This window comes from Paenibacillus sp. JT31N17 (genome assembly GCF_056269255.1).
Genome location: NZ_JBWDNP010000001.1, coordinates 1,321,757 through 1,334,332, shown reverse-complemented (window position 1 = coordinate 1,334,332; position 12,576 = coordinate 1,321,757). Strand labels below are relative to the sequence as shown.

General features: G+C 47.9%; 14 protein-coding genes. 2 read left to right on the top strand and 12 right to left on the bottom strand.

The genetic code is table 11. The features are described from left to right. Positions 1 to 14 precede the first annotated feature (14 nt). The 12 genes from AC0YOB_RS05680 to AC0YOB_RS05625 form a co-directional block, all read right to left on the bottom strand. Positions 15 to 461: a DUF2269 family protein gene (locus AC0YOB_RS05680; RefSeq protein WP_475791937.1), complete on the bottom strand. Its 447-nt coding sequence runs from the start codon at positions 459 to 461 to the stop codon at positions 15 to 17. 72 nt (positions 462 to 533) lie between these two features. Continuing rightward, a complete protein-coding gene (locus AC0YOB_RS05675) occupies positions 534 to 1,118 on the bottom strand; it encodes a TetR/AcrR family transcriptional regulator (RefSeq protein WP_475791936.1) in 585 nt (194 codons plus the stop codon). A 65-nt stretch (positions 1,119 to 1,183) separates the two neighbouring features. After that, on the bottom strand, positions 1,184 to 2,239 hold the full coding sequence (locus AC0YOB_RS05670; protein WP_475791935.1) for an acyltransferase family protein: 1,056 nt from the start codon (positions 2,237 to 2,239) through the stop codon (positions 1,184 to 1,186). 59 nt (positions 2,240 to 2,298) lie between these two features. Next, positions 2,299 to 2,802: an RNA polymerase sigma factor gene (locus AC0YOB_RS05665; protein ID WP_475791934.1), complete on the bottom strand. Its 504-nt coding sequence runs from the start codon at positions 2,800 to 2,802 to the stop codon at positions 2,299 to 2,301. A 183-nt stretch (positions 2,803 to 2,985) separates the two neighbouring features. Next, entirely contained in the window at positions 2,986 to 4,320 is a 1,335-nt protein-coding gene (locus tag AC0YOB_RS05660) for an ABC transporter substrate-binding protein (protein ID WP_475791933.1), read from the bottom strand. Positions 4,321 to 4,359: 39 nt separating this feature from the next. Next, a complete protein-coding gene (locus AC0YOB_RS05655) occupies positions 4,360 to 5,520 on the bottom strand; it encodes an efflux RND transporter periplasmic adaptor subunit (protein WP_475791932.1) in 1,161 nt (386 codons plus the stop codon). Between the two features lie 80 nt (positions 5,521 to 5,600). After that, positions 5,601 to 6,431: a carbohydrate ABC transporter permease gene (locus tag AC0YOB_RS05650; protein WP_475792314.1), complete on the bottom strand. Its 831-nt coding sequence runs from the start codon at positions 6,429 to 6,431 to the stop codon at positions 5,601 to 5,603. A 62-nt stretch (positions 6,432 to 6,493) separates the two neighbouring features. After that, positions 6,494 to 7,360 carry a carbohydrate ABC transporter permease gene (locus AC0YOB_RS05645; protein WP_475792313.1) on the bottom strand — a complete coding sequence of 289 codons (867 nt, stop codon included), beginning with the start codon at positions 7,358 to 7,360 and terminating at the stop codon, positions 6,494 to 6,496. Between the two features lie 143 nt (positions 7,361 to 7,503). Beyond that, positions 7,504 to 8,613, bottom strand: coding sequence for a sensor histidine kinase (locus tag AC0YOB_RS05640; RefSeq protein ID WP_475791931.1), 1,110 nt, complete (start codon positions 8,611 to 8,613; stop codon positions 7,504 to 7,506). Continuing rightward, complete coding sequence (locus AC0YOB_RS05635; protein WP_475791930.1) at positions 8,606 to 9,301, bottom strand: response regulator transcription factor; 696 nt, start codon at positions 9,299 to 9,301, stop codon at positions 8,606 to 8,608. Before AC0YOB_RS05635 ends, AC0YOB_RS05640 begins: the two co-directional genes overlap by 8 nt. Before the next feature lie 175 nt (positions 9,302 to 9,476). Beyond that, complete coding sequence (locus AC0YOB_RS05630) at positions 9,477 to 9,998, bottom strand: VanZ family protein (protein ID WP_475791929.1); 522 nt, start codon at positions 9,996 to 9,998, stop codon at positions 9,477 to 9,479. A 36-nt stretch (positions 9,999 to 10,034) separates the two neighbouring features. Beyond that, a complete protein-coding gene (locus AC0YOB_RS05625; protein ID WP_475792312.1) occupies positions 10,035 to 10,898 on the bottom strand; it encodes a M15 family metallopeptidase in 864 nt (287 codons plus the stop codon). Positions 10,899 to 11,102: 204 nt separating this feature from the next. Here AC0YOB_RS05625 and AC0YOB_RS05620 point away from each other — a divergent pair, with 204 nt between their 5' ends. Both AC0YOB_RS05620 and AC0YOB_RS05615 read left to right on the top strand, forming a co-directional pair. Continuing rightward, complete coding sequence (locus AC0YOB_RS05620; RefSeq protein ID WP_475791928.1) at positions 11,103 to 11,663, top strand: methylated-DNA--[protein]-cysteine S-methyltransferase; 561 nt, start codon at positions 11,103 to 11,105, stop codon at positions 11,661 to 11,663. Positions 11,664 to 11,800: 137 nt separating this feature from the next. After that, the gene (locus AC0YOB_RS05615; RefSeq protein ID WP_475792311.1) at positions 11,801 to 12,547 is read left to right on the top strand and encodes a YdcF family protein; all 747 of its coding nucleotides are present in this window, start codon (positions 11,801 to 11,803) and stop codon (positions 12,545 to 12,547) included. The last annotated feature ends 29 nt before the right edge of the window (positions 12,548 to 12,576 follow it).

The following is a 12,576-nucleotide window of genomic DNA, read 5'->3' as shown; positions in this document are numbered from 1 at the left end:
CGCTCTTCGTAGGTTTAAAAGGGCTTGAACACCATCAGCAGAATCGAGATGAAAACGGCCAGATTCGCAATTCCTTCCAACCAGGCGGAGCGCCTGCGGCTCCGCCGGTACTCGTCCGGCAGCGCATCTCCTTGCGTCTGCTGCAGCAGCGCAAGCTGCTCTTTGATGCCGGATGGAAGCAGGACGGCCAGAATGACCAGAATGACGAAGAAGATGGCTATCGAGACCACATACCACATCTGGTGGAACAGATAGGTTTGCAGGAAGCCGAGTGCCAGACCGGTCAGAAGCAGCAGTGTCCCGCCGGCTTTCGGGAGGATCGCCATCTTCTCCAGCAGCGCCAATCCGAACCTTGCCTGCCCTGCCGTGCTGACGCTGCCCATGATTAATGGATAGCCGATAACGGCGCAGATAGCTGTCACGGCCGAGATAATATGGATGAACAACAGATAAGTATACATGGGAATGCCTCCTAATATTATCATCGTTCGATTATCTAACTGTGTTATTTTTTTGCAAAAAGAAAAGGGGAGCTACCCCCATGCCTTGATATATAACTCCACCATTCGATCGACCAGAACCTCGGCGCGTTCCTTGCCGCCTTTCATGCGGCCCTGAATCGTCAGAGAAATCATGCCATGCAAATTGCTCCAGAATAAATCGACTTCACCGTCAAGATCATTCGTCTCGATGTTCAGACAGTCAGTAATGGCATCGCGCAGCAGGAAGAATACCCGAACGGGTTCCTCGGGAGTTTCACGGGTCCCAAACGAAACGCCTCCAAGGCCATGCATAATTTCGTATAATTCGCGTTCCCGGAAAGCAAAAGCCCAGTACGCTTTGGCAATAGCATACAGTGTTTGCTGCGGTGTTTCCTTGTTCTCCTCTTTAGCCTTCGCCAGATCGAGATAGAGCAAGTGAAATCCGTCCTTCAGCAGCTGATAAAGCAGCGCATCCTTGTTCTCGAAATACTCGTAAATAGTCGGCGGACTGTATTCGATCCGCTCCGCTACCTTGCGGATCGTTATGCCCTGCCATCCTTCTTCGGAAGCGATCTCCCTCGTCGCAAAAATAATTCGCTGCCGAAGCTCCTGCTTATGCCGCTCACGGCGACTCAAATGGATTCACCCTCCTTTTAAATTTTAATCTCATTCAGAAATATAACATTGTTAGATTTTTTATGTCAATGGGTTGTATTTGTTTTCTGTTTTCCCAGGCCTGGAATTGAAATTCTAATCAGGGATATCCGTCCTGCAGCCGCGGCCATGGCGATTGACAACAAACATACCGCAAGAAAACGAAACAGGCTGTTCGCAATGAACAAATCCTCAAGGCTTTCGGCTTGTATCGCTGCATGTACAAACACGATCGCGTAAGGATGCAATATATAAACCCACACCCGCCACTCCCGGAAGGCTTTGCCTGATCTCCCCTTCCATTCCCGCGCCCATTGAAATAAAAAATAAGCGGCTGGCAGAGCAAAAAAATACATACCGTCCTGCCTGGGAATTCCCGCTGAATTCAGGAGGATTCCCTCGGCAAGCATGAATCCGAGCGATGCCAGAAACAAGCCGGCATTCTTCATTGCGCTCCCCGCCGGCTGTGGCCTCCTGGCTGCCCAAGCACCCAATACAAGATAAACAGGTGCGTAAAACAGCCCGTTGCGCGTGTTGTCAAACAAAGTAAAGATTCCATCGTAGACCTGCGAAATTCCTTTATTGTCCGCAATAAGTCCATAATAGCTCCCGCCAAGCAGCCCGAAGATATACAATAATCCGGCCGCTGCAAGCAGCGCATTCATCGACAATCTTTCGTACAAGAAGAAGGTCATAAATAACCCGGCAAGCAAAGCCGGCAAATACCACAAATGATAAAAGGTGCCGTCAAATATAATGTCTCTGATGAAGGAATACGCAGTAAAATGAACGGTGAAATAACCAGTATATATGTTTAACGGAATATACAACAATATGGCAATCGCATATAGTATTCCAATTTTTTTCGAATAGCGAAACAGCTTTTTTTTATCCGCTGAGGGGTCCCCGGTCAGCTTGCGGAAGAAAAAGAATCCTGAGGTCATGAAAAACACGGGAACGGCTATACGTGTAAGGACACCGCTTAACAGAAAATCGGCATAGGGACTGTAGGTTTGCAGCGGACCGGTATGATTGGCAACAACCAATATAGCGGCCAGAAATTTCAACCAGTCCAGTCCGCTGAAATCCGGCTTGGAATTCATGGGTTCGTCCTCCTTATCCTTTATTCACCTATTGTTAGGATGTGGAATTGCATAGAGCGCTATTCCGTTTCCCTTGCCATGGATTGCAGTTTTTTCTTTGCACGATGCAGCTGCGACTTCACTGCGCTGACGGAAGTGTTCTGATAGGAAGCAAGCTGTTCATAGGTCATTCCATATTCATAGATAAGCAGTAGCGCATTCTGATGCTTTGGCTGCAAGGAGCAAAGCAATTGGCGGTCAATCTTCATCTCGATGGAGCGCTCCATGTCGTCCTCGGCAGCCCCGGCTAATAATTCAATATGTTCGTTGAAAATTTCCTGCCTTCTAAGTTTCTTTCGGTATAAGTCGATCGCTGTATTTCTGGAAATAACCTTGAGCCAGGCATCCTTCTTTGCTTTATCTTTAAAGGTATTGAAACGGCGGAAAACCTTGACGAAGGTTTCCTGAACCACATCCTGTGCCAGAAAATGGTCTCTTATTACCGAAAAAGCTGAATAGTAGACTTGTTTATAGTACGTTTCATATAAGGTATTGAAAGTCTCGTCCACTGTCCTGTCCTTCATTACGGCATCCTCCTATCCCTTCTTCCCCTCTAGGATAAGGAAAACTGTTTAAATCGAAATGGGGTTTAAAATTAAATTTTTATAAAACTTTGCATCATGAAACGGCTTCTATACATTGTCCAGTCATCATGCTGACAGGAAAAAAGCAGCGCACGGGGCGGCTGCTTCTTGCTTCAATAATTGCTATTCGTTCAGATAGGTTGTTATCCGGTTCTGGATCAGCTTCGCTACTTCCTCCGCAGATTTCTGCCCTCCGAAGAAGGTCAGGCCCTCCTCGGAGACAATGGAAACCACTTTACCGTCAAGTACCGCGAAGTTATCTGCTGTATCTATGAGCTGCTTGAACCGGGTAAATTCTTCATCCGATACCTGGACTGCTTTCCCGTCTGCCAGCTTGTATGTTCCGCTTTTGACTTGCTGCTGAATATCGTTTAATGTCTTCTCGTTAACCGATTTAAGAAGTGAGAATCCTTCCCGGTCCTGCAGGGATTGCCCGTCTGCGGAAAGCAGGAAGGCGATGAGCTTCCAGGCCTCCTCCTGGACCTGAGATTTGGCTTGTATCGCGAACTGGGACATGGGGATAATTCTCATTCCGCCTGATTGACCTTGGGCATGCGGCTTTTGCAGCAGCTTGGGACTTGAGAATAAGGCATGCGGACCATTGATCAAATCTGCGGGCGACTGCACGACAGTCGAGAAGAACATTTGCTTGCCGATTTCCGCAGGACCCGCAGTCATGATTTTGTCATCGTACATTTTTTTTATTTGCTGCATCGTGTCCAGGAACACAGGAGAATCGAACATGGCCTTTTTCGCTGCGCTGTCAACGAATTCCGGGTAATGATCCACAACCATTTCCTGAAGGAGGACATCCGGCGGATAATCCGCGATGGCATAGCGGTTCGCGTTGCCGTTCTCCTGCTCCTTTTGAATAATCTGCTTCGCAATCTCTGTAAATTCATCCCAGGTCCAGTTCTTATCGTCGATATTCGCATTCTCCAGAACGCTCCCGTCGCCTACGAACGCCCGGAGGGAAAAACCCGAAGGGATGGCATATGTACCGCCATTCATCTTGATTGCATTCAAGATATTCATCTCCAAATCGCTCTTGTCAAGCGTCTTGTCTTGTTCCATGAGATCATCCATGTTCAGAAAGAGCTGTTTGCTCACGTACTCCTCGAAAGGCAGCCTGCTTATTTCGTAAATATCCGCGCCTTTTCCCGAAAGCAGCTCTGTATTCATCGTTTTTTGGTATTTTTCATAATTGGCCGAGTCCACTTGCTCGCCTGCCTGCAGATAAGCCTTAATTTGCAAATCGATGTCCGGGCACTTCTCCTCAAACTTTTTCTCTAACGTCTCATAAAAGGGACTCGCTTGCTGGATAGACAACGTGACGACGGTTTTACCTTCTTTAGCCGCCGACTTCTCATTGCCTGCTGTTTCCCCGTTGTCTCCGGAACTGCACGCGGTCGTTGTTATCGTCAATAGAATAAGTATGATGCACATCCACTTTCTCATCGTATGAATACCTCCTGTAATATGCTGCTTCATGCTTGACTACTGCAGACGAACACGGTTTCCGTCCTGCAGGGGCTCGCTGCTTTCCAGAATAATCCGGTCATCCTCATAAATATTATCCGACTGAATCATCGTTTCCTTGCCATTCGTTTCACTGGACTGAATCTGGACCTTGCGGGCAACGAATACATTGCCAAGTGCGCCCCGCTGCTCTTCAATCTTATAAACAAAACTGCCGTCGCCTTCCCTGTGAACAGCTTCATTGGAAACGATAAGTCCTTGTTGACGGGAGGGCTTCCCGATTTTGATCTGCGCCTCTTCACCCCCTTTCAGCTTGGCGTCGACGATCTTCACATGAAGAAGCTTCTGGGGGATCGTTAAGCTCTTGTCCGCTTCGGCACCGGACGAGTCCGCGGCCAGCGGCTCTGCATTCTTTATTTCCTCAATAACGCCGTCGATCATGCGGCTCTGCTGCTCCTGTACGGAATGCACCTCGACCTTTAACTTCTCTCCGGCCGTAATTCCCAGTCTGGTCAATAACGATGAATCCGCAGAAATATCCAATTGGTAGCCCTTGCTGTTGTTCGAGACAAGAATATCCGGTCCTGCCGTTGATGTTAATCCTTCTATGGCATTCACTTGCGTTATAATTCCGTCGAATGGAGCGGTGAGTTCCTGTTGACTTTCCAGATTCTCTCTAAGTGCGTTAATTTTGCGCTCCTGTGCCGCCAAATCCAGCTTAAGTGTTTCGATCTCGCGTCCGGCACTCCGTATCTTCAGCGGGTCCCCTTCCTTGGCTGTTAAGATGAACTGATCCTGAACATTTTGCAGCCCGATTTTCTGCTTGTTTAAATTGGTTATTTCATCTTCCAATTCCCGTTCGGCAGATTTGCTGTCATAGGTAATCAGCTGCTGGCCTTTCTTCACATGATCGCCAGGTTTGACGAGAATCTCCTGGACCTTCCAGCCTGCGGGATTCAAGAGCCCGGCTTCAGCGAGCGGCCGCAGAATGCCGCTGCCGTCAAGCGTAAATGCAATACTTCCGCTGACCGGCTTCTCCGTTCTCACTTTCGGCAGAGTCAGCGATTGCAGCGTATTGCTGAAAAATGTAAAAAACATCAGCAGACCCAAAAGAGCAATGGACATGACTTGAATCATCCGTTTGCGTCTGCGATCAGCCGCTTCTTTCTCCAGCTCCATTTCCCGTCTCCTTCCTGAAAGTTTTGCGTGAGGCAAAACGAGCATCGTAAACATACACATCCGTTTTGCGTGAGGCAAAACTATCCTTTGATGCCGGACAATTGAATGCCCTCAATGAAATAGGTTTCCGCATACAGAAACAGCAGCACCATCGGAGCCATATAGAGCACAGATGCGGCAAAAGCAATTCCCGGCTCGCCACTGAGCCTGGATAAATAGACGGAAAGCGGCTGCTTGAACGGATCGTCCAGAAATATAAGCGGCTGCTCCACCATATTCCAATAATCGACGAACAAGAGGACCACGAGCGCGGCAAGACCCGGTTTGACCATGGGGACGATGACCGTCCGGAATATCCGCAAATGGCCGGCACCGTCCATCTTGGCCGCTTCGATGTAGGCATACGGAATATGCAGCATGAACTGGCGAAGCATAAACACTCCGAAAGCTGCGAAAATGCCGGGCAGGATTATGGCATTTGAACTGCCCAGCAATCCCAGTTTGTCAGCCATAATGTAATTCGGCACAAGTGTCACCTGGAACGGCATGAGCATCGTCAACAGATAGATCAGAAACAGCGTATCGCGGCCGCGAAATTTCAGCTTGGAGAGCGCATAGGCGGCAAGGGCCGCTATAAGGGTCTGCCCTGCAATGATCGGCACCACCAGCCACACCGAATTCCAGAACATCGCCAGATATCTGGGGCTGCTTATGAGCACCTTGCCGTACTGCTCCAGAGACACTTGATCCGGCAGCAATTTCAAATTTACAAAAGGAATAGCTTTTCCTGCAGCCGTCTCTTTCATCTGCCCGATTGATCCGTAATCGATGTCAATTTCCTGTCCGGTCATGAGCGAATTGGTGAACGTAATCACAATGGGAAACAATAACAGGAGCGCTATCATACCCATGACGAGCGTTAACGCACTTTTCTGCAATACTTTTGCAGCTGGCAATCAGACTTTCCTCCCTTCTATTCCATGAACTGCCGGTAACGGCGCTCGATTGCAAACAGGACCATGACGATCAGCAGGATGCAGCCGACCATCAGAGTCGCCGCCGCAGTCAGCTTCTGAATGTCCAGTGACATGAACATGTTGTTCATATAGTGCTGGAGCATGTATATGCTGTCCTGCGGGTAATCCCCGGCGATCAAATACGTTTCCCGGAATACTTTGAACGAGTTCATGATTGACATGATAATCACAAAGAACATCGTGGATGTCAGATAGACAAGCGTGATACTGCCAAACTGCCTTATACGGCCTGCCCCTTCAATTTGGGCGGTTTCGTAATAATCCTTCGGAATCTGCTGCAGTCCCGCCAGGAATAAAATCACGTTATAGCCGATGTTTTTCCATAAATAAACGGCTATGACGACATTTCGGGCCGCATCGGTCTTCATCCAATCCACACGCTGAAAACCAAAATAGCTCAGCCAGGCGTTCAGGGAGCCGTTCCAGTCCAGCAGCATCTGCCAGACCAGAATGATCGAGGCGACCGGAACGACAAGCGGCAGCACATAGGCTGTCCGCAGCCATTTTCGCAGATATATATTTTGGTTGAGCAGCATCGCGAGCCCCAGCGACAGCGCAAGAATAAGCGGAACGCTGACCGCGCTAAAATAAAACGAATTGGATGCCGCCTTCCGGAAGGAATCGCTCGCCAGCAGCTCACGGTAATTGTCCAAACCCGCATAATGACCGTCTACCGTACTGTCCATGAAAGAATAGAACACGCCCATGGCAAACGGAATCAGATAGAACAGCGCAAAGCCGACACCGCTCGGTGCGAGAAACAGCCATGCCGACATCGCATCCCTGCGAAGCCATCTCGCCATTTTGTTCATATTGAAATCATGCCAAAAACCCCACTTCATCATTTTCTTGTCCTCCTGCCCTTCATACGTTTAAGAATAGGGCAGACTGTTAAAGAAAGAAGTGGGGTAAAGTTTAAATTTTCATAAAATGGTTGGCATGGTAACTAATCGGTGATTTTAGTTGTTTTGTGCTGCGGCAGACGGACTTCAAAACAGGTGCGGATCAAGCTGCTTTGAGCCGAAATGATGCCTTGATGCTGCGTCACGATATTCTTTGCAATGAACAAGCCAAGGCCTGTGCTTCCTTCATGGTGAGTCCGCGCTTCATCGCCGGTAAAAAACATATCGAAGATATGAGGCAGTTCTTCCGGAGGAATGGAATCGCCATAATTAGCCACTTGTACCACTACATCCTCTGCCTCAAGATTGCAATGAATATCGATAAATTGGCCATCCTTTCCATAACGGATGGCATTGGTCAGAAGATTCTCGAATACGCGGGCAAGCAGCTCCCCATCCCCCAAAACAGTCAAATGCGGAGTCACATTCAATCGGGTGGTGAGATTATTTTTCTCAAAAACAGGGTATAACTCCTCATTTAATTGAATGATAAGCTCGCTCAGATCGATTGGCTTTTTATCAATTACCAGCTTGCCGTAATTCATTCGGGTGATTTCAAATAATTCGTCGATCAGTTTCTCCAAACGTTGGGACTTGTTAAAAGCTATGCTTGTGTAGTGTTTCATTTGCTCGGAAGTCAATTGATCATCCTGAAGAATGAAATCCAGATAACCTAAAACAGAAGTCAGCGGCGTACGCAAATCATGAGCCAAATTCAAGACGAGCTGCTCCTTGCTGTTTTCCGCAAAATCGCCTCTCTCCAAGGCCTGCTGCAATTTTTCGCTTGCCAGATTGATGTCCCGGGCTATATCCCCGAATTCATCTTTCGACTGAATATGGATACGATTGTTGAAGTCTCCGCTTGCAAGCAGATTAATTCCGCTTGATATTTCGTGAAAATAGGCCGCATAGCGTTTGGTGAGTAGAAAGAAAAAATATATGGAGAGAGGAATAAATACGATCAGAAAAAAGTTTATATCTCCCATCTCTCTCATGAAGTACCGGACTTTAGTCAAGGGATTCTCGATCTTCGTCGTATAATAATAGAGCTGGAGCGCTCTGTAGAGAGCATAAGTAATCGCAGCGGAAAGGATCATGCTTAACCCGAACAACTGGATCATTTTAAACCGGAAGCTTCGGATCATGTTAGCCATTGAATGTATATCCCACCCCCCAAACGGTTTTGATCAGTTTGTTTTTGTGCGTGTCTTCTCCAAGCTTTTTGCGCAGGGTACGAATATGTACCATGACTGTATTGCTGCCTTCATAGTAAGTTTCGCCCCACACCTGTTCAAAGATATTTTCCGAGCTGTACACCTTCTTGGGGTAGCTGGCCAGCAGATGCAAAATATCAAACTCTTTGGGAGTCAGTTCGACAGGCTTGCCATAGAGGAATACGGTGCGTTCCTCCGGGTGGATGGTCAGCCCGCCCAGCTCCAAAACAACTTTATTCGATTGTGCTGCGTGATTGAACTGCATGAACCGCCGGAGCTGGGCATTCACACGGGCAACCAGTTCCATCGGATTGAACGGCTTGGTCACATAATCATCTGCTCCTCTTACCAGCCCCGCAATCTTATCTAGATCGCTCGCTTTGGCGCTTAAAAAAATAATAGGCAGATTGTGCTGCTCCCTGATTTGTCTCGTTACTTCATAACCATCCAGCTTAGGCATCATGATATCTAAAATAGCCAAATCAATGGAATGCGATTGAATCGCGGTAATCGCTTCCTGTCCGTCAAATACTTTAATGCAGCGGTAACCCTCTTTTCCCAAATGCAGCTCAATCAGATCGGCGATCTCCGGCTCATCATCAGCTATCAGTATTGTGATCGACTTCATTCTTTCCACCTCTGTAAACATAGTATGGCTATTATTGTAGCAGATTTATTCCTGACGCGGCTTGCTTCCTCTATGAATAGAGCCCTTTTGTGAAAACGCCTCAAGGGACTTCTGCTTGAAAAAAGCAAAAGTCCCCTTAAAGGATACAATGTTAGAGCCTTGACTCCTGCGTGGGCTAAATGGGTCTATCTCCAGGCCGGATGACACTTGACGCAGCTGTCACAAGCTTGGCGCATAATTTGAAGGCCATGCAGCCAAGCAAGCCTCCGCTGGAATTGAGGATGAGATCATCGACATCAAAGCTTCCAATAGCGAATAGGACCTGCGCGCTTTCCAGGCAAAGGCTTAAGCCTAGAGCAAGCAGGAATGCGCCTGTAAGCGAAAGTTTTTTGTTTGACAGTATGCCAAGAAAGACACCGAACGGCATGAATATGACGATATTCCCGACCAGGTTGATCAGATCGTGATCGGATAATACATAGATCGTCCGGGATATTTCATGAAATGGAATCAGATTGCCTTCGTGCAATCTCCTGTTGATCAGATCAGGATTTTTCAGACTCGTCTTGAGCTGCTGCCAGAGAAATGTCATGTCAATCGCGCGAAACTTGAACAAAATAATTTTGAGTAATGCATACATATACACGGCAAGCAGTCCCAGTGTGAAAACATCGTTCAACGTTCTCTTTTGTTGCATTTCCCATCCTCCCCTTCTCACGGAATTTTGACCCCGTCAGGAATACAAGGTCACAATGACACCATCCATATTGTCGCCTGAAATCTCATAGCGCTCATTCGCCGGAATAGGAATGGTTGTGCTGCCGGAGACAGGATAGTAAGAAATTTGATAGCTTTGATGATCGATCGTCGTCGTGATAGTCTTCTGTTCTTTCAAGTAGTCCAAATATTCTTCCAGGACAAAATTCTTTTCCTTCATGATGGAGCTGTGCGGCAGTCCAACATAGCGAAAATGCCAGGGCTCGTACAGAATGCCCGTGATTGCCGTTTTATCCTGCGGATAACGCAGGACAAAACCGTATTTCCATGCGTTTTCTTTCAACCACAACCCTTCAGGGGCCGAATTCATCTCCGCCTGCGTAGATCCGATATCAAGCGATAAACCCAGGTTATGTTCGCTGTAGCCTGCCGGAAGGGCATAGTCGGCACCCATTTGTTGATAGAGCTCTTCTTGTCTTTTTTCGTCCCGGTAACCGCTGCTGATTAAAAAATGGTTGACCCCATCATTTTCGGCGAACTCCACCATGGTTGTAAATTTTTGCGCCAGGCTTGGCGACAGCTTAATGGTGTTATCCAGCAAACCGAATCCGTTCAACAGCTCCTCATGCTGTGACAGATTGACCGCTTCGGCTGCTTCATCTCCGGACGGTACAGGATGGTCCTTATTGACAAGCAGCAAATTGCCTTTGTGAATCTGATCCTTTGTAACTTGAATGGCAAGCATATTGCTGACAGGAGTCACCACCGGAGCTTGATGGTCCTCTTCCATTGACTTCTTGTCAATAACCTTCAGTTTGTGCTGGGCAAATCCAAAGTCCAGCAGCAAGAGTATAATAAGCCCAAAAATCCATTTCTTCATCATTTGTTTCCTCCTAACCCATCATCCACTTCAGGATAAAGAAAATTATTAAAAAAGATATGGGGTTAAACTTAAAATTTTCATTAAACTTCTCGGCCGGCGGGGGTTCGGTCCCTGCATCGCTATCGAATTTTGCTATCTTATTTCGGCTGTATTATCATAAGCTTGATGATTGCTTATAACTCACAGGAGGATACTATAATCATGGGCAGAACAGCAACCGAAGTATACTGGGGAACTCTTGTACATCCTATTTTCCAAGACCGTCCGCTCTATCTGGCGGCGACGAGCCAAGGCTTATGCCTGATTACCCTGCCGAACGAGTCATTCGATACACTAAGAGCATGGGTGGATAAAAAAATACCGGAAGCTGTGCTGGTCGAAGATTCCGAACGGGTATCCGGGTACGTCCGCCAGCTGCAGGAATATCTCGAAGGGAGCCGGCAACTATTTACGCTCCCCTTCGACCTGCGCGGTACTGCATTCCAGGTCTCCGTCTGGCGGGCGTTAACCCAAATCCCTTACGGCCAAATCCGGAGCTATTCCGATATCGCCGAGACTGTCAGCAGTCCTAAAGCAGTACGTGCGGTGGGAGCCGCGAACGGTGCCAATCCCATACCCATCGTCATTCCATGCCATCGTGTCATCGGCAAAAATGCCGCGCTCACGGGATTCAGGGGCGGTCTGCAGGTGAAAAAGGAATTGCTTCGGCTGGAGGGCTTTTATGACTATATCCACAAAGGACATGCACGCTTTCTCTTTTGACGGACAGGTTCGGGTGGGATGGCCGATGCAGGCCATGGTATGGAGAAGTCTTTTGGCTGCTGAATAGCCTGACAGATTGCAGCCGTGTTACAATAAGTGGACGGATGTTCAGATTTATTTCGAAGGTGGCTGCCGCTTTGCTTTATATCATTAAATTTCTGTACAGTTTTGTCCTTCCGCCCGGTTTATTTATTGTCGTTCTGCTGCTTCTCTGCTTCCGGATTTGGAGGCGGGACCGAAAGTCCGCAATCATGCTGCTTTCCACTACACTTTTATTGTATCTGCTCTCGACGGGCCTTATTGGTGAAGCCTTAATCCGTTCGCTGGAGAATCGTTATTCGCCTCCCGACCGGCTGCAAGGCGACGTTATTGTCGTACTCGGCGGAGGGGCGACAAGGGACACGCCGGATATCGACGGCCAGGGGAACTTGTCCGGTTCGGCTGCCAACCGATTGCTGACCGCAGCAAGACTGCATAACGAAACCGGACTTCCCATCGTTTTCTCCGGTGGCCAGGTATTCGAGGATAGCGGCAATGAAGCGGATATCGCCAAACGCCAGCTCATCGGGCTAAACATACCCGCCAACCAAATCTTCATCGACAATCTTTCGTTAAATACCGAACAAAATGCCGCAAATGTCAAACTGATTCTCGATGAGCAGCATTTTGAGAATCCGATTCTCGTTACCTCCGCTTTTCATATGGAACGATCTGTCTTGAATTTCAAAAAATCCTCCATTGACGTCATCGCTTATCCTGTTGATTACTGGACCGCGCAGGAGGCGGCCATCTATGCGAATAAGCTGACGCCATCATCGGGAGGTCTCTCCAATACCGGCGTCGCATTAAAGGAGTACCTGGGAATCGCTGCTTTAAGGTTCTGATCGTTGAGGCAAAATGAAAGAGAAATCCC